Origin of the sequence: Curtobacterium sp. VKM Ac-1393, assembly GCF_015350995.1 — a bacterium.
Taxonomy (GTDB): domain Bacteria; phylum Actinomycetota; class Actinomycetes; order Actinomycetales; family Microbacteriaceae; genus Curtobacterium.
In genome coordinates this window covers 172,066-188,879 of sequence record NZ_JADKRW010000004.1, presented here as the reverse complement: position 1 = coordinate 188,879, position 16,814 = coordinate 172,066, and the positions used below count along the sequence as shown (strand labels likewise).

14 protein-coding genes are annotated in these 16,814 nt (G+C 71.1%); 6 read left to right on the top strand and 8 right to left on the bottom strand.

The window, feature by feature from the left end:
* The first annotated feature begins 46 nt into the window (after nucleotides 1-46).
* The 6 genes from ITJ59_RS10365 to ITJ59_RS10340 all read left to right on the top strand — a co-directional run bounded on the left by ITJ59_RS10365 (nucleotide 47) and on the right by ITJ59_RS10340 (nucleotide 9,008).
* Nucleotides 47-1,990, top strand: a complete 1,944-nt coding sequence (locus ITJ59_RS10365; protein WP_194651042.1) for a LamG-like jellyroll fold domain-containing protein — start codon at nucleotides 47-49, stop codon at nucleotides 1,988-1,990.
* Nucleotides 1,991-2,083: 93 nt separating this feature from the next.
* Nucleotides 2,084-3,538 carry a pyridoxal phosphate-dependent decarboxylase family protein gene (locus ITJ59_RS10360; protein WP_194651041.1) on the top strand — a complete coding sequence of 485 codons (1,455 nt, stop codon included), beginning with the start codon at nucleotides 2,084-2,086 and terminating at the stop codon, nucleotides 3,536-3,538.
* The gene (locus ITJ59_RS10355; RefSeq protein ID WP_194651040.1) at nucleotides 3,535-4,941 is read left to right on the top strand and encodes a lysine N(6)-hydroxylase/L-ornithine N(5)-oxygenase family protein; all 1,407 of its coding nucleotides are present in this window, start codon (nucleotides 3,535-3,537) and stop codon (nucleotides 4,939-4,941) included. The genes ITJ59_RS10360 and ITJ59_RS10355 overlap by 4 nt, the downstream gene beginning before the upstream one ends.
* Nucleotides 4,938-7,352, top strand: a complete 2,415-nt coding sequence (locus tag ITJ59_RS10350; RefSeq protein WP_194651039.1) for a GNAT family N-acetyltransferase — start codon at nucleotides 4,938-4,940, stop codon at nucleotides 7,350-7,352. Before ITJ59_RS10355 ends, ITJ59_RS10350 begins: the two co-directional genes overlap by 4 nt.
* 237 nt (nucleotides 7,353-7,589) lie before the next feature.
* Nucleotides 7,590-8,138 (top strand): hypothetical protein, encoded by a 549-nt coding sequence (locus tag ITJ59_RS10345; protein WP_194651038.1) that lies wholly within the window; start codon nucleotides 7,590-7,592, stop codon nucleotides 8,136-8,138.
* Between the two features lie 309 nt (nucleotides 8,139-8,447).
* On the top strand, nucleotides 8,448-9,008 hold the full coding sequence (locus ITJ59_RS10340) for a hypothetical protein (protein WP_194651037.1): 561 nt from the start codon (nucleotides 8,448-8,450) through the stop codon (nucleotides 9,006-9,008).
* A gap of 16 nt (nucleotides 9,009-9,024) precedes the next feature.
* On the opposite strand, the gene ITJ59_RS10335 is transcribed toward ITJ59_RS10340, so the two are convergent.
* From ITJ59_RS10335 to ITJ59_RS10300, 8 genes are read right to left on the bottom strand one after another with little or no spacing between them, the layout of a single operon-like run.
* Entirely contained in the window at nucleotides 9,025-9,660 is a 636-nt protein-coding gene (locus ITJ59_RS10335; RefSeq protein ID WP_194651036.1) for a pyridoxine/pyridoxamine 5'-phosphate oxidase, read from the bottom strand.
* An 18-nt stretch (nucleotides 9,661-9,678) separates the two neighbouring features.
* A complete protein-coding gene (locus ITJ59_RS10330) occupies nucleotides 9,679-10,329 on the bottom strand; it encodes an NUDIX hydrolase (RefSeq protein ID WP_194651035.1) in 651 nt (216 codons plus the stop codon).
* Nucleotides 10,326-11,918 (bottom strand): nicotinate phosphoribosyltransferase, encoded by a 1,593-nt coding sequence (locus ITJ59_RS10325; protein ID WP_194651034.1) that lies wholly within the window; start codon nucleotides 11,916-11,918, stop codon nucleotides 10,326-10,328. The genes ITJ59_RS10330 and ITJ59_RS10325 overlap by 4 nt, the downstream gene beginning before the upstream one ends.
* Nucleotides 11,915-12,766 carry a ribose-phosphate pyrophosphokinase gene (locus ITJ59_RS10320; RefSeq protein ID WP_194651033.1) on the bottom strand — a complete coding sequence of 284 codons (852 nt, stop codon included), beginning with the start codon at nucleotides 12,764-12,766 and terminating at the stop codon, nucleotides 11,915-11,917. Before ITJ59_RS10320 ends, ITJ59_RS10325 begins: the two co-directional genes overlap by 4 nt.
* A gap of 24 nt (nucleotides 12,767-12,790) precedes the next feature.
* Nucleotides 12,791-13,381: a hypothetical protein gene (locus tag ITJ59_RS10315; RefSeq protein ID WP_194651032.1), complete on the bottom strand. Its 591-nt coding sequence runs from the start codon at nucleotides 13,379-13,381 to the stop codon at nucleotides 12,791-12,793.
* Between the two features lie 5 nt (nucleotides 13,382-13,386).
* A complete protein-coding gene (locus ITJ59_RS10310; protein ID WP_194651031.1) occupies nucleotides 13,387-14,067 on the bottom strand; it encodes a hypothetical protein in 681 nt (226 codons plus the stop codon).
* Entirely contained in the window at nucleotides 14,067-14,930 is an 864-nt protein-coding gene (locus ITJ59_RS10305) for a hypothetical protein (protein WP_194651030.1), read from the bottom strand. Before ITJ59_RS10305 ends, ITJ59_RS10310 begins: the two co-directional genes overlap by 1 nt.
* Nucleotides 14,927-16,813 carry a WXG100 family type VII secretion target gene (locus ITJ59_RS10300; RefSeq protein ID WP_194651029.1) on the bottom strand — a complete coding sequence of 629 codons (1,887 nt, stop codon included), beginning with the start codon at nucleotides 16,811-16,813 and terminating at the stop codon, nucleotides 14,927-14,929. Before ITJ59_RS10300 ends, ITJ59_RS10305 begins: the two co-directional genes overlap by 4 nt.
* Between the last annotated feature and the right edge of the window lies 1 nt (nucleotide 16,814).

Sequence of the window (16,814 nt, the reverse complement as noted above, 5' to 3'; positions counted from 1 at the left end):
GTTCCGGACCCGGCTCGTTCGCCCCTGCTCGCTAGCGTGCGCGTCTGTGCAGAACTCTCCTCGCCCTGATCGCACCCCGGTCTCGCGCCGCGGTTTCCTCGTCGGCTCCGGACTGGCCGGCGCCGCCGGGATCGCCGGTGCGAGCGGCCTCGGTGTCGCGCCGGCCGCCGCCGACGCGCTGTCGGCGCCCGCCGCACGGCCGTCCGATCCGACCGAGTACGCGGCGCAGTCGGTGGCCGCGCGCGGTCACGCCGGACGCTGGCGCCCGGACACGGCGTCGCCGCGGTTCACCGTCGCGGTGATGCCGGACACGCAGTACATGTTCGACGGCGCCGCGGTCGACCAGGCCCCGATGCGCGCCTCGCTCGAGTACGTCGTGCGCGAGCAGGTCCGGCACAACACGGTGTTCCTGGTCCACCTCGGCGACCTGACCCAGAACGGCGCGGCGTCCGAGATGCGCGCGTCGGGCGAGGTGTTCGAGGTACTCGACCGTGCCGGAGCGCCCTACAGCGTGCTCGCCGGCAACCACGACGTCGACTCGTCGACCGACGACCAGCGCGGCCGCACCCCGTACCTCGACGTGTTCGGCCCGCAGCGGTTCCGGAAGGCTCCCGGCTGGATCGGGGCGAGCCCGGACGGGTACAACTCCGCGCACCGGTTCACGGCGGGCGGTCGCGAGTGGGTCGTCCTCGCGCTCGACTGGCGGACGAGTGCGAGCGGCCTCGCCTGGGCCAGCTCCGTGCTCGCCGCTCGGCCGCACGCTCCGGTGATCCTCACGACACACGCCATCGTCGACTCCGACCCCGGTGGCGGGGCGGCCTTCGACCCCTACGGGCAGCAGCTCTGGGACTCCTTCATCACGAAGCACGACCAGGTGTTCCTGACGCTCAACGGGCACTACTGGGGTCCGGGCCGCACGACCGCACGGAACGCCGCCGGCCACGACGTCGCCCTGCACCTGACCAACTACCAGAACCGCTACTACGGCGGGGCGGCCATGATCCGGCTCTACCACGTCGACCTCGAACGGAACGTCATCGACGTCGAGACCCTCTCGCCGTTCCTGCTCGCCGGTGGGCTCGGTGACGCGAACGAGCTCGCGGCCCAGGAGTTCCGCCTCAGCGGCGACGTCGACCGCTTCACCATGGCAGTGGACTTCGACGCGCGCTTCGCGGGGTTCGCGCCGGTCGCACCACGGGCCTCCCGTCCGGCGGCACGCATGCTCGTGCCCGGGACGCTGGCGTACTGGCGGTTCGACGGCAACGCCGACGGAGCGGCGCTCGTGCCGACGACGCGGGTGCACGACCAGAGCGGGCGGGGGAACGACCTGGTGGTCGCCGGGCGCTCGGGCGCGGTGGCCGGGGCGCTGCGCTGGTCCGCCGGGCACCACCCCGACCAGCCGGGTGCCGGCAGCCTGGCGCTGCAGGGCGGCAAGTCCGGTGGCGACCACCTGCAGACCGTCCCCACGGCGCCGCTCAACCGGACCCGGTTCCCCCGCGGGTACACGGTCGAGGCCTTCTTCGCGTTGCCGACCACCTTCGACCCGAGCACGAACGGGTTCAGCGCCCTGCTGTCGCAGTACTCGAGCGCCGGGCAGGTGGGGAAGGCGACGGTGGCCGGCGACGGCGACGGCGACCCGGCCGAGCCTGCCGTGACCCTGAGCCTGTCGGGGGACCGCGAACTGCAGTGGTGCGTGTACCCGGCGAGCCAGGACGGCTCGCTGACGAACTGGGGGCACGAGCTGCCGCTCGGGGCCTGGTGGCACGTGGCCGTGGTGAACGACGGGGCGCACACCGTGCTCTACGTCGACGGATGCCCGGTCGTGCGGAACCCCTCCACCCGGAACCACGGGCTGAGCACCATCGGCAAGCCGTGGCTGCTCGGCGGCTACCGCTACGGCGACGCGCTCGACAACGTGTTCGTCGGGTCGATCGGCGACGTGCGCATCGTCGGTCGGGCCCTGCGGCCGAGCGAGTTCATGAACGCCTGACAGTCCCGGTGGGGGCGTCGGACACGCCCGGCCGGTCGGGGCACCCCTCGTTCGGGTGGCACGAAAAAGCAGGTGAGGTTAGCCTTACCTAACGTGACAGCCTCCAACCCGACAGTCCCCATCGAGATCCTGACCTCGGCCACCGCCGAGCGCTACCGCTCCACCGTGACGTCGACGGTCGACCGCCTGGCCGACCGCTTCGCCGCCGCCGACCGTCCGACGACCGACACCGCTCCGGACGTCCTCCGGGCTCGGGTGCACGACGTCGACCTGGACGGGGAACCCCTCGGGACCGACCGTGCCCTCGCGGAACTCGACGACCTGTTCGTCCGCGAGGCCGTGTGGTTCCACGACCCCGGCTACCTCGCCCACCTGAACTGCCCGGTCGCCCTGCCCGCCGTCGCCGCCGAGTCCGTCCTCGCCGCGGTGAACCCGTCGGTCGACACCTGGGACCAGTCGCGGATCGGCACCGAGATCGAACGGCACGTCGTCGCCTGGCTCGCCGGGAGGATCGGGTTCGCGGCCGGTGACGGCATCTTCACCTCCGGCGGCTCGCAGTCCAACCTGCAGGCGCTGCTGCTGGCCCGCGAAGCTGCGCGCGCGACGGGAGGCGCGACCACCGGCACCGTGTTCACGACGGCCGAGACCCACTTCAGCATCGCGAAGTCGGCACGGCTCCTCGGCCTCGAGGCCGTGGTCGACGTCGCCACCGACGATGCCGGCCGGATGCGACCGGCAGCGCTCGCCGAGGCGATCGCCGCGACCCGGGCCGCGGGCGGGACCCCGATCGCCGTCGTCGCCACCGCCGGCACCACCGACCGCGGGGTGATCGACCCGCTCGAACCGATCGCCGACGTGTGCGACCTCGAGGGCGTCTGGATGCACGTCGACGCCGCGTACGGCTGTGGACTGCTCGTGTCCCCGACCCGGCGGCACCTGCTCGACGGCATCGAGCGGGCCCGCAGCGTGACGACCGACCTGCACAAGTCGTTCTTCCAGCCGGTGTCCTCGAGCGCGCTGCTCGTCCGTGACCCGGCCGACCTGCGCCGGACGGCCTGGTACGCCGACTACCTGAACCCCGAGGACGCCGCCGAGCCGAACCAGGTCGACAAGTCGCTGCAGACCACCCGCCGCTTCGACGCCCTGAAGCTCTGGGCGACGCTGCGGGCCGCCGGCGCCGACGCGATCGGCACGGCGTTCGACGCGGTGATCGACCTGGCAGCAGCCACCCACGCGATCGTCGACGAACACCCCGACCTGGTGCTCGTCGCCCCGACGCAGCTCAGCACGGTGTTGTTCCGCTGGCAGCCCGCCGGCATGACCGACGACGACGCCGATGCGCTGGTCGCTCCGATCCGTGCGGCCCTGCTCGCCGAGGGCCGGGTCCTCATCGCGAAGACCGTGATCGACGGCCGACCCTGCAACAAGCTGACGCTGCTCAACCCCGAGACCACCCCGGCCCAGATGCGTGCGTCGCTGGAGCACGTCGTCGCGACGGCCGAGCGCGTCCGAGCCGTCACCACCACGACCGAGGGAGCGACCCGATGACCGCCGACCGCACCGCCGACCGCACCGCCGCGGACGGCGCCGACGAGGTCCACGACCTGATCGGCATCGGCATCGGCCCGTTCAACCTCGGCCTCGCCTGCCTGACCGACCCGATCGACGACCTCGACGCGGTGTTCCTCGACGCCGCCGACGGCTTCGCCTGGCACCACGGCATGATGCTCGACGACGCCACGATCCAGGTGCCCTTCATGGCGGACCTGGTGACGATGGCCGACCCGACCTCGCCGTTCTCGTTCCTCGCGTGGCTCAAGGAGACCGGCCGCCTGTACCCGTTCTACATCCGCGAGGACTTCCACCCCCTGCGCAGCGAGTACGACGCGTACTGCCGGTGGGCCGCCGACCGGCTCGACACCCTCCGCTGGGGTCGGTCCGTCACGGCGGTCGAGCACGACCCGGCGACGGATGTGTTCACGGTGCACGCCGAGACCGATCAGGGTCCCGAGACGTACCGTGCACGCCACATCGTGGTCGGCATCGGTACGGAGCCATCGGTCCCCGCCCCGCTGCGTGGGATCGCCGGACCGGTGATCCACTCCGCCGAGTTCCTGCCGAACCGCGATGCCCTCCGCACGGCGGGCAGCATCGCGGTGATCGGCAGCGGGCAGTCCGCAGCCGAGGTCTACCGCGAACTGCTCGAGGACATCCGGCACGACGAGTACCGGCTCGACTGGATCACGCGCTCACCGCGGTTCTTCCCGATGGAGGACACCAAGCTCACGCTCGAGATGACGAGTCCGGAGTACACGGACCACTTCCACGGGCTGCCCGAGGACGTCCGCGACCACCTGGGGCGTGAACAGCGCGGGCTCTACAAGGGCATCAGCGCCGACCTCGTCGACGAGCTCTACGACCAGCTGTACCGGATCAGCGCGCGTGGCCCGATCCCGACGACCCTGCGCACCGAGACGAGCGTCGTCGGCGCCGAGTGGCTCGCCGACCGGGGGACGTACCGGCTGACGCTCCGCCACGAGCAGCTCGACCAGACGTACGAGCACGAGGTCGAACGGCTCGTCCTGGCCACCGGGTACACCCCGCGCGTCCCGCGGTTCCTTGACCCCGTCGAGCACCTCGTCGCCCGCGACGGTCGCGGTCGCCTGGCGGTCGCGCGCGACCACCACGTCGACACCCTCGGTGGACGCATCTGGGTGCAGAACGCCGAGGAGCACACGCACGGCCTGACCGCGCCCGACCTCGGGATGGGTGCGTGGCGGAACGCATCGATCATCCGGTCCGTCACGGGTCGCCCCGTGTACGGCCTGGAGGCCCGGATCGCCTTCCAGGAGTTCGGCCTGCCCGCCTCGGACCAGTCCACGGCCCCACCCGCCGGCGCGCACCGCGCGCCGGCCCGGCAGACGACCGAACGGACGGAGGTGCCCGCATGAGCGCGCACGTGACGAGCACCGAGGTGACGGGCAGTGCACTGGCCGGTGCGCCAGAGGTGACGGTGTCTGCCGGAGCCGTTCCGGGCCTCCTGACCGTCGAACCCGTGGACCCGGAACGCGACGCCGTCGTCGTCCAGTCGTGGCTCTCCCACCCGGCGTCGTCATGGTGGGAGATGGGGCACCTCGACGTCGCGGAGGTCCGCGACTACCTGGCCGGCGTGCAGGCGGACCCGGCGCAGGCCGCGTGGCTCGGCCGCCGCGACGGCGAACCGTGCTTCCTCGTCGAGACCTACGACCCTGCTGCCGTCCTGCTCACCGACGTGTGGGCGGCGGAGCCGGGCGACGTCGGCATGCACCTGCTCGTCGCACCGGTCCGGGCCGAGGGCCGTGTGCACGGACTGACCAGCGCTGTGATGCGCGCCGTCGTCGAGCACTGCCGCGACGTCCTCGGTGCGCGGCGGGTCGTCGTCGAGCCGGACGTCCGGAACACTGCGGTGCAGGCGAAGAACGCCGAGGTGGGGTTCCGCGCGCTGCGACAGGTGGACGTCGACGGCAAGCGAGCGCTGCTGTCGGTGCTCGACACCGACCGGATCGGCGTACCCGACGGCGACGGGCCGGCCGCGCACCTGCGACCCGAGCACCTGGAACCAGCCGAACGACACCTGGTCGCGAAGGCCATCGCCGAGTTCACCCACGAGCGGCTGATCGCACCCGTGCAGGACGGGGACGGCTGGCGGCTCGATGCGGGGGAGTCGACCTACCGGTTCCGGGCGCGGCGGCACGTGCTCGAGCACTGGTCGATCGACGAGGCCTCGTTGACGCGGGCCCGTGCGGGGGCGCCGGCGCCGCTCAGCGCGCAGGACCTCGTGCTCGAGCTGCACGAGGTGCTCGGGATCCCCGACGACCTGCTCGGCACGTACCTGGAGGAGATCGCCTCGACCCTGGCGAGCGCCGCCGCGAAGCACCGGCGGGGTGGGCCGTCGGGCGCGCAGTTGGCGCGTGGACGGTCAGGGGTCGGTTCGTCCGGTTCGCCCGGTTCGTCTGTCGACGCCGTCGTCGCTTCGTTCCAGGACGTCGAGTCGGCGATGACCGAGGGCCACCCGGCCTTCGTCGCCGCGAACGGGCGGATCGGGTTCGGGCTCGACGAGTACCGGGCCTTCGCGCCGGAGGCCGGCGGCCGGTTCCGGTACCGGTGGCTCGCCGCCCGTCGGGAGCACACGCACCTGGCGCTCGCCGCGGACCGGACCGAGCAGACGCACTGGCAGGCGGAACTCTCCGAAGCCGTTGTGGCCGGGTTCCGCTCCACGCTCGAGCGACGTGGGCTCGACCCCGACGACTACGTGTGGATCCCCGTGCACCCCTGGCAGTGGCAGCACCGGATCGCCGTGACCTTCGCGCCCGACCTGGGCCGCCAGGACCTGGTCGACCTCGGCGAGGGGCCCGACGAGTACCAGCCGCAGCAGTCCATCCGCACGGCGTTCAACCGCACCGATCCGACGCGCTCGTACGTGAAGACGGCGCTCGCCGTGCAGAACATGGGGTTCCTGCGGGGGATGTCGCCCGCGTACATGCGGAACACCCCGGCCGTGAACGACTGGGTCGAGTCGCTCGTCTCCGCCGACCCGACGCTGGCCGCCGCCGGCTTCTCGGTGCTCCGGGAGCACGCCGCCATCGGGTACACCGGTGACGCCTACCACCGGGTGGACGTGTCGTCGCCGCAGCGGAAGATGCTCGCGGCCCTGTGGCGGGAGAGCCCGCTGCCGCGGGTGACGGACGACGAGCGACTGCTCACGATGGCGGCGCTGCTGCACCGGGATGCCTCGGGGAACGCCGTCGTGTCAGCGCTGATCGAGGTGTCGGGACTCTCTGCCGACGAGTGGGTGCGGCGCTGGCTCGACGCCTACCTGCTGCCCGTCGTGCACTGCCTGACCGTGCACGACCTGGTGTTCATGCCGCACGGCGAGAACCTCGTGCTCGTCGTTCGTGACGGCGCCGTGGTCCGCGCCGTCATGAAGGACATCGGGGAAGAAGCAGCGGTGCTCGGGCGCCACGACGATCGTCCGGTGCCCGCCGACATCGACCGGATCGTGCACCCGGTGTCCGACGACGAAGCTGCGCTCGCGGTGTTCACCGACGTGTTCGACGGGGTGCTGCGCTTCGTCGCGGCGATCCTCGACGACGACGGGGTGCTGCCGGAGGCCCGGTTCTGGCAGGTGGTGGGGGAGTGCATCGACGCGCACGCCGCCGCGCACCCGGACCGTCGACGGCCCCTGGACCTGCGGGTGCCGACGTTCGAGCACTCCTGCCTGAACCGGCTGCAGCTGCGCAACACCCTGTCGATGGTCGACCTGGCGGACCAGTCGTCGTCGCTCATCCGGGCGGGGGCGATGGCGAACCCGATCGGGCGGTAGCGAGGGGCAGGGCGGATCCGGGCCGTGTCCGAGCGACCGGGGCCGGCCCGCGCCACGGGAAGCCGTGACGCGGGCCGACCATCCCGCAGCGGCCCCGAGCCGCCGGTCCTGCAAAGGCCCCACCTGCCCGGTTGTGTAACAAGTGCATTTCAGAACATCACCGGTCAGATGATCATGCTCTACCGTCGAGCGAACAGGCCGCCGACGGTGGCGGCCCACGAACCGGGAGGGGCCGCAATGTCGAAACTGCGGAACACGTTCACTGGTGCAGCGCTCGCTGGCGCGCTCGTTGCGGGAGGGCTCGTTGCTGCGCCCGCGGCATCGGCGGCATCGGCGGCTGAGGCGCCACGGCCCGTCGTCAACGTCGGAGCGGACCATCTGGAGGTCACGCCAGCGTTGGTGAACGAGGCCATCGCGGAAGCGCGTCGGGCAGGGGCAGTCAAGCGCGAGGACGTGCAACCGGACGGAACTCGCTCGGTCACCATCGACGGAGGCGACGGATTCGAGTTCACGCTCAACGAGACAGACCCGCGGCAGCGCCTGGGCTTCGGGTCGGACAATCGCGGCGTCTACATCGCCTTCAACACGTTCGACCAGAACGTGATCATCGGCGGGACGGGTGCGGCACTGCTCGTCGGCATCTGCGCGCTCGGGCCAGCTGCCTGTGTGGTCGGCGACGCCGCGGTCATCCTCGGCGCCTCCTACATCGCCACGCACAGCAAGTGCCCGAGCCCGAAGTCGGTTCGCGTGTACCCCGTCACCAAGAAGTCATCCCGTTGCGTGTAGGCGGAAACCGGAATGCCGTGACGAAGATCCTGCGCAGTGTGCCGTTCGCCGTCGCGTTCGGTATCGCACTCGTGATCGTCGGGTCAGCGGTCGCAACTGCTACGGCGAGCACGCCAGGCCGTGCTCTCGGCAGCGTCGTGCTCGGGCTCGCAGCTGGTGGAGCCGGATGTTACGTCGGCTTGACGATTCGGTACCGTCGTCGGCACTGATCATCGACGGGAGCGCTCTGTGTCACTCGGCGCAGAGCGCTCTTGTCTGCGGACATGGCTGTGGTCCGCGTCGACGGCCCGCAGCTGGGAAGCTGGTGCGGTGCACACGCGTGGGGACGAGGTCACGGTCGACATCGGGGACGTCGTCGACGCGGATCGAACCTGGCGCCGTGCATTCCGGCCAGTCAGGCGCATCCGAGGCGCCGGACTGTTGCTCGGCGGGGCGGTACTCGTCGGGGGAGTCGTCGTCGCAGAGCGGCCGAGTGACCGCGGTACCGCAGTGGTCCTGGTCTGCACGGTGCTGGTTGCCGCAGGGCTCGTCGCCCTCGGGTACCTGATCACGCGACGCCGGCTACGGCTGGCCCGGGCTGCGCGGACGACGGTCGTCGATGCCGGTGTCGCTCGAGTCCTGACGCTTGTTCGGGCTGCTGGCATCCCCGAGCTCGCCCCTGCCAGCGTTCGGCGTGTGCTGGTCGAGAGCGACAACGGACCGGGGCCCTGGTACGACCCGAAGCTCGGCCCGCACACGTGGCCGGTGTGGCGCGTGCTGACTGCCGACCCTACGGCGACGGTGTTCGTGGTGGCCAGGAAGTCCGACGACGCCCGGTCGCTGACGATCACCGTCGAGTCCGCGAAGCCATCGTGGTGGCAGCGGGACTGACCGGGACCGGACTCGACTACGGCTGCAGGCGCGTGGCTGACCAGACGCCGTCGGCGAGTGCGTACTGCAGGCGGCGGTGCATCCGGTCGCGGCTGCCGTGCCAGAACTCGACCATGTCGGGTTCGAGCCGCCATGCTACCCACCCGGCGGGCCGTGGCACGGCGTCGTCGGACTCGTCGAGCAACACGTTGGCGTCGTCGATCAGGTCCTGCAGCGTCCGGGGTTCGAGCACGGCGGACTGGTCGGCGATGGCGGTGGCGGCGCGGGACTTCGGTGAGCGGTCGGCGAAGAGCGCGTCGGACTCGTCGTCGGACAGCTGCACCGCCCGGCCCTCGAACCGGAGCTGCTGCATCGTCTCGCGCCAGTAGACCTGCAGCGCCGCGTGCGGGTTCTCGGCGAGCTGACGACCCTTCGGGCTGAGCGTCGAGGTGCCGAACACGAGCCCACGGTCGTCGAGCCGCTTCACGTCGACCGTGCGGGCGCTGACCCGGCCGTCGGAGCCGGCGGTGGCGAGGGTCATCGACCTCGGCTCGGAGACGTCGCGCTCGTCGGCTGCATCGAGCCACTGCTGCGCAAGGTCGAGCGGCGACGCCGGGGGTGCGTCGAACTCGGGCAGGTGCAGGGAATCGTCACCGGACAGCGAAGAGGACATGCCCCCACCCAATCGTGCTCAGTCCTGCCATGTCCAGGCTGCCGGGGGACGCCCACCCCGGGGTCCGGCGCTCGAGGGAGCAGCGACGCGTGCGAGCGCGGGGTTCGTGCGGAGCTTCCGGTTGAGGTTGCCGGGGTCCGGTGCCGTCCCCGTCAGGGCGACACGCAGCCGAGCGGCGTCCGCCGTGGTGAACGGATCGCCGAGCAGCGCCTGCGTGAACGGCAGGTCCGACCAGAGGAGCCCCCGGGCGCGTGCAAGCGCAGAGCCGACGATCCGGTCGTGGTCGAACGGCAGGCCGAGCGGCAGTGCGTCGACCTCGTGCCACGTCGCGTCGGAATCCGCCGCGGGGTCGATGACCGCGACGAATGCGATGCTGATCGCGGCGCTCCGCGGATCGCGGTCGGGCCCGTCGAACGCACCGACCTGCGCGAGGTGACGCACCGCCCCCAAGCCGAGCCCGGCCTTGGCGCGCAGGGCGCGCATGGCGCCGTCCGCGAGGATCTCGGTGCCGTCCAGGAGGACGCCGGGGAGCGCCTCTTGCCCGGCGTACGGGGCGTAGGCCCGCCGCGCGGTGGCGACCCGCAGACCGTCCGCCGTCACGAAGGACATCGGGACGACGTCGATCGCGATGAGCGGTTGGTCGCGGATCGCCGCTGCGGCGTCGGTCACGCGGTGGCCGCCCGGCGGGTGGCACGTGCCGAACGCTCGTCGCGGAGCGTCTGGCGGACGTCGGCGAAGGACTGGAGGCGCGTGAAGCGTCCGTCGATCCACACCGGCTGGAGCAGGCTCTTCGCCTCGTCGTCAGCCGTGGCTTGGTCCGTCTGCCGGATCTCACCGGTCTCGTCGCGGTGCAGGGCGATGCGGCCCTTCGCGCTCTTCTTGCCGCTGCCGGTCTTCGGGTCCTTCTGGATGTCGACGGGCTCGCCGTCCACGAGTGCCCACGTGGCCTTGACCGCGCTGCCGAGGTTGTCGCGGGTCATGTACTGGTACGTGTACGACCCGATGCCGAGCACGATGTTGTCGCTCGAGTACCCCTTGGCGGCCAAGCGCTCGTAGATGCGACGGGCACGGTCGAGCGTGATGCTGTCGCCGTAGATGACACCGATGTGCTGGTCGAGGACCTTGAAGCCCTGCTCGTTCACGGTGTGCCCGAAGATCTCGTCGAGCAGTTCGACGACACCCTTCTGCTCGTGACTGCGGTCGGCGGAGAACAGTTCGGCCTCGTCGACGCCGTGCACCGTGCCGGTGACGATGTCGACCGGGTCGCCCGAGTCGGGCCGGATGACGAGCTTGCCGTCCCGACCTATGATGCGGTCCTTGAGCTGCGGGAGCGTCTCGGTGATGACCTTGAACAGGTCGAAGCCGTCGCTGACCGCCGATACGATGCCCGTCGGGTAGACGTCGAGGATCTGCTCGAAGGTCGCCAGCTCGCCGTCGGCGCCGCGGACGCACATGACGCTGTGCTCGGTGGCGGGCACGCTCGCGGCCACCAGGCCGTTGTCGCCCGGGTAGTAGCGGTCGATGAAGTCGAGCGACGGCATCGAGTCGGTGCCGAGGAACGAGAGCAGGTGGCCAGCGCCGCCGGCTGCCGCCGACTCGATGCTCGACTGCCCGCGGAACGAGAAGTCGTGCGCGGCGAAGTCGATGCCGGCCGGGACCGCTCCGGTGCGGGCGGCCCAGTCCTCCATCAGGTCGCGGTACTCGAGTGCCTTCGTCGCGACCGTCGACGGGTGCCAGATCGAGGCCGACAGTGCCGTCTCGATGTAGTTGGGCAGCCAGTAGAACTCGTCGATCGTGTTCTCGACGGTCAGGGTCGCGACACCGATCGGGGCCAGGGTGCCTTCGGGCAGCGCACGGACCTCGAGGGGCAGGTAGCCGAGGCGGTGCAGAGCCCGGACGTGGTCGGTGCCGATGTGGTTCGGGCCGAAGTAGCCCTGCAGTGCTTCGTCGAAGAGCCGGACGACCTCGTCTTCGTCGGCGGCGAAGAACGGCGCCCAGGCCTCGACGAGCGAGCGCTGGATGAACGCCTGCAGCCCGAAGACCACGGCGTGGGTCGACTCCGGCATGTGCGCGTTCGACCGGTTCGTCCAGTTGATCAGGATGCGGGTGGTGCCGGCCGGGTAGACCTGCCGGTGCGAGTGCTTGTAACCGTCGACGGCCAGCAGCGGCGCGATCGGGCTCGCCGTGGTGATGCGCGGCTCGATCCCGGTGGTCGTTCCGGCGTTCGCGGTGGTCGTGGTGCTTGCGGTCTGCGTCATCGGATCTGCTCCGTCAGGTAGGGGGTGAGTGCGATCGTGCGCAGGCCCTCGATGGCGTTCTGCGCGGGGTACGAGTCGGTGGTGACGATCTCGCCGAAGTGGTCGGCGAGTTGTGCTGCCCGGCCGGAGAAGACGCCGTGCGAGACCCAGAGGCTGAGGCGTTCCTTCGGCAAGCCCGTCGAGCCGGCGAGGCCCATGAACGTGCCGCCGCCGTCGCAGATGTCGTCGACCACCAGGAACCGACCGGTGTCGGGGAGCGGTTCGCAGGTGAAGCCGTCGAGCCTGCCGGTGTCGGGGTTGCGGTGCTTCTCGGCCCGGTAGAGCGGCAGTCCGCACGCCTCGGAGACCGCGGTGGCCCGGGGGACCGCGCCCTTGTCCGGGGCGATGATGCCGGCGTACGGGTCACCGCCGCCGTGCTCGGGGGCGCTGACCACGGCGTCACGGACGACCTGCTCGCTCGTGACGACGGTCAGGTTGTCGATGAGTCCGACGATGACCGGCGAATGCGGGTCGAACGCGATGACCTGGTCGAGGTGGAACCCGTTCAGGATGTCGGCGTAGACCTTCGCGCCGAACGGCAGGCCGCGGTCCTGCCGGGCTCCGGGCAGGTAGGGGACGAGCGCGACGGACTTCGATCCGCGCTGCCGCACGGCGTCCGCCCACATGCCGAGCGTGATCAGGTCGTCGCCGTTGGTGCCGCGCAGGGTCGCGATCTCGGTGAGGCCCCCCGGCTCGGCGGTGTCGTTCGCGACCTTGACGTGGGCTTCACCGGCGGGGAACCGCATGGTGGAGAACGTCGGTGTCGTCTGGTTGCCCTGGGCGTCCCAGGTGCTGAGTTCGACTGCCATGACTCGACCGTACCACGGTATTTGTCAGTGTGACAAGAATGCAGGCTCGATCGCTGCCTGGGCTCCGGCCCGCCACGGACGCGGCAGCCCTCCGGGACGTTCCACCACGAAGATCGCCGGGTGCGGGCGATCGCCGAGGGCGTGTCTGATCGCCGCTGCCGTTGCCCGGACGTCTCGGGCCAGCACCACAGGGAGCGACCACCGGCCCGAACGGAGCATGAACGCCCGACCGAGCGCGACGGTGTCGGCGGTGATGGCGGCCCAGAGACCCGCGGCCGTCCCGAGCGGCGTCGACGTCACCGATCGGAGCGTGGCGAACGCCGGCGGCCGAGGCAGTGGGAGGAACTCCGTACCGGCGCGGGACGGGCCCGCCGGGTCGATGACGAACCGTACCGAGCCCGTGGCCTCGCGCTGGCGGAGCGTGTCGCTGGAGATGCACTGCGTCCCGGCACCGAAGTCGGTCGGACGGTCGATCGGATCGCTGTAGGCCCACTGCACCGCGGCACCGCGGTCGGCCTGCTCCCGTTCCGGCCGGCCGCGCGAGTCGACGACCACGTGCAGTTCGACCGGGATGCCGACCCGCTGGACCAGGACCGCCGGGTGTCCACGGTGCATCGGGCTCAGTGCCGTTCGACGTGCGCGAGCGGCGGCTGCTGACGCACCCACGTGGCGTGCTCGACGGGGAGCTCGTCGATCCAGGCGGTGAGGACCGGCACCGGCACGTCGTGCGCGCGTGCGACCTCGAGCACGATCTCGGAGAAGGCGAACGCGGCGTCACGGTCCGCCGTCGCCACCACGACCATCAGGTCCTCGGGCACGATGTCGACGCCGTGGCGGAACAGCCACACGCGGACCACGCCAGGCGTGAGCGGGGCTCGTTCGGCGAGCGCGTCGGAGAACCCCTGGGACGCGGACGGTGCCGGGCGGAGCGTGACCTCGGCTCCGTCGGGGAACGGACCACCCGCGGCGATGACCGTCTGCTTCTCGTCGGGCTGCACGACCTGCGGGTAGGGCTGGTCGATGTCGAGCACGAGACCCCAGTCAGCTGGCAGACCGGCGACCAGACGTGACATCGGCAGTGACAGCGGCGTCGCGGCGACCCCGGCCGGGATGCGGGCGACGGCCGCTGCAGGATCGGTGAAGGCCAGCGCGAGGGGGATGCCCTCGGGGCTGACGACGCCGAGTGGGATTCCCTGCTCGTCGTGTCGGAGCGCGACGACCTCAGCAGCTGCGTACGCGAACCGCGAGCGCACCATCAGGGCGCGTCGCTGTGCGGAGGTGAGGTTCGTGGTGGTGCTCATCAGGAGAAGATCCTCGCGAACAGGTTCGGTCGTGCCGCCGACGGGGGTGTGAACACGAGCGCGAACGTCGGGTGCAGCGGGTCGCCGGGATGGGGGATGTCGCGGATGATCGCGTACCCGTCGGAGAGTACCTCTGACTGGACGCCCTGCGGGAACACGAACCGGGCGAGCAGTCCTGCCCAGTCGTCGGCTCCGCGGATCTCGGTGCCCCACGTCGGGCGGACGACGCCGGACAGCGTGGTGTACGCGCCGAGGTCGGGACGCACGTCGTACCCGAGATCGCCGATCGTGCGGACGATCGGAGCGAGTCTGCCCCAACCCTGTTCGTACGGGCCGGTCGACGGCACGGTGTACGTTCCGCGGGCATCGGCCGGCAGGGGTTCCACGGTCTTCTCGATGCGGGACACCGTCGTCGGCACCACCCCGGGTTCGTGGCGGTCGATTGCTGCTCGGTCCGGGCTCAACGTCGTGCGGAAGCGGCGCGCTTCGTACTCGTTCCGCCAGCCGTCCTCGATGTTCGCGTCGGTCCGACCGTCGACGGCGAACGATGCGACGTGGAACGAGTCCGGCAGGGCCACCGACTCGAGGACCGCGGGTGCGGAAGTCGTGTGGACGAGCGCCGCGCGCGGGACGACGACCTGTCGCCCGCGTTCGAACAGCGTGCCGTCGAGGTCCTCGACCTCGTGGCCATCGGCCGACAGGGCGTTGAGCAGTCGCAGGCTCGCGCCGTACTCCGGCCACAGTGGGTCGACGGTGTCGGTGATGGTCCACCGGCCGTCCGCGGCGCGCTCGGGCAGGGCGTTCCAGGATGGTGAACGGTCCAGGAGCTCGTGACCCGCCCGGGTGACGCCGCTGCGGGTCACCGCAGTCGGTCCTGGACGGACTGCGTCGCCTCGCTGATGTCCCACGGCGCCGTCACGATGCCCGCCGCGACGGCCGGTCCGCGCGAGCCGAGGTCGTGCAGCGCGTTCGCGTACTGGTTCGTCGTGAGGACCCCCGGCTGTGGACTCCGCGTGGCCGGGTCCATCAGCACCTGGTTCATCCCGTCGGGGACGACGTTCCCCGCCTGGTCGACCGGGCTGAGCACGCCGGTGTTCACCAGGTCGCTCGTCGACTTGTCCGTGAAGAGCTGGTGCTGCCCGCCACCGCCGAACTGGGTGTTCGCCTGCGCGGTGCCCTCGGCGTGCGGCAGCGGTTGGTTCACCAGGTAGCTGTCGCCGGTGTTGCGGTAGTCGGGGTGCGTCGAAGCTCCTGCCGGGACGCCGTCGTGACCGGCGTGGGACTGAACGCCCACCTGCACGGACTCGCTGTAGTTCGAGGCGCTGCCGCCGGCGTGCATGGTGCCGTCGGGGACGTAGAAGTTGCCGTGGCCCGGTCCGCTGATCTGGAGCGTCTGCCCGACGAGCGAGTCGGCGTCGCCGTTCGCCCAGCGGTCGACACCAAGGTAGCCGCTCTGGAAGCCGCCCTTGCCACCTTGCCAGTGCCGCGCGAGCTCGGCGAGGGAGGACCCGCCGTTGTCCCAGTACGCCTGCGTGGCCTTGTTCGCGATCTCCGGCATCGACCGGACCGAGGCGATGAAGCCGTCGCCCGGACGTCGGAGTGCACCGACCGCCGCGGAACCGCCGTGCACGGCGAGGGCGCGGAGCGACTCGACCGAGCGGAGGGCTGCACCGTGGCGCAGGTTGTTGACGAGGTGCAGACCCGGCGCGAACAGCTGTCGGCTCTCCGAGGCGACGTGTCGACCGGCCGAGCTGAACTTGGCAGCGAGCGAGGCGCCCTTCGCGAACTCCTCGCCGATCTTCGCCGCGGTGGTGATCCCCTTCATCCCCGGGATGCAGTCGAGCAGCGCGAAAGCGAGGTCCCACCCGTCGGCGGTGCCCTTCGACATCTTGTACAGGGTGTCCGCGAGTACGAGCAGGGCTGCGCCGAGCACGATCCAGGCGAGTGGCCCGCCGATGATCATGACGATGATGCCGCCCACCGCGACGACGACCTTCGCGACCGACACGATGGTCTCCCACGCCTCGGATCCGAAGATCTTGTCCCACGTGGACTGCTTCCCGAGCCCCGCGTCGGCCGCTTCACCGATCTTCGTCGCGGTCCGCTGCTCCGCGTCCTGCCAGTCACCCTTCGCGTCCGCCACGAGTCGCTTCGCCGCGTCGATCCGCGACTGCGCTGCCGCGATGTCGCCCTGCGCCGATGACACGGACCCCTGCGCGACGGAGGCGTTGTCGGACGCCGCCCGCAACTGCGCCGGCGTCGGCACGTCCACCCCGTCCGGCACGTCGGAACCCGCCGGGTACTCGTCCGCGACCTTCGACAGGTCCTTCGACGCTGACTGGTAGTGCGACAACGTCGACTGCGCGTCGGAGAGCCGGTCCTGCGCCGCGGCGAGGTCCCCGGAGGCGTCCTTCGCGTCCGCGAGCGCACCGTCAGCCCGGTACTGGGTGTCATCGACCGTGTCCGCCCACCCCGACAGGGCCGTCGCGGCGAGTTCGTACGAGTCGACGAGCTTGGTCAGGTCCGACGGGGTGTCCTCGATCGCGTCGACGAACACGTCGGCGGCTTCACCCTCCCAGTCGGTCAGCCACCCGGACCCCTTGACGGACTTCAGCCGGGTCGAGGCGTCATCGGCGGCGTCGGAGATGCGCTGGTACTCCCGCGACATCATCCGCAACGTCGACGGATCACCCTTGACCGGGTCATCACCCTGATCGACGACGTCCCACCCCGACGGCCGCCCCATG

Bases quoted from the DNA above. Each gene is read 5' to 3' on its own strand.
- ITJ59_RS10345 (WP_194651038.1), top strand. From the start codon at position 7,590: ATGTCGAAACTGCGGAACACGTTCACTGGTGCAGCGCTCGCTGGCGCG.
- ITJ59_RS10350 (WP_194651039.1), top strand. From the start codon at position 4,938: ATGAGCGCGCACGTGACGAGCACCGAGGTGACGGGCAGTGCACTGGCC.
- ITJ59_RS10320 (WP_194651033.1), bottom strand. From the start codon at position 12,766: ATGGCAGTCGAACTCAGCACCTGGGACGCCCAGGGCAACCAGACGACA.
- ITJ59_RS10300 (WP_194651029.1), bottom strand. From the start codon at position 16,813: ATGGGGCGGCCGTCGGGGTGGGACGTCGTCGATCAGGGTGATGACCCG.
- ITJ59_RS10315 (WP_194651032.1), bottom strand. From the start codon at position 13,381: ATGCACCGTGGACACCCGGCGGTCCTGGTCCAGCGGGTCGGCATCCCG.
- ITJ59_RS10335 (WP_194651036.1), bottom strand. From the start codon at position 9,660: ATGTCCTCTTCGCTGTCCGGTGACGATTCCCTGCACCTGCCCGAGTTC.
- ITJ59_RS10310 (WP_194651031.1), bottom strand. From the start codon at position 14,067: ATGAGCACCACCACGAACCTCACCTCCGCACAGCGACGCGCCCTGATG.
- ITJ59_RS10355 (WP_194651040.1), top strand. From the start codon at position 3,535: ATGACCGCCGACCGCACCGCCGACCGCACCGCCGCGGACGGCGCCGAC.
- ITJ59_RS10325 (WP_194651034.1), bottom strand. From the start codon at position 11,918: ATGACGCAGACCGCAAGCACCACGACCACCGCGAACGCCGGAACGACC.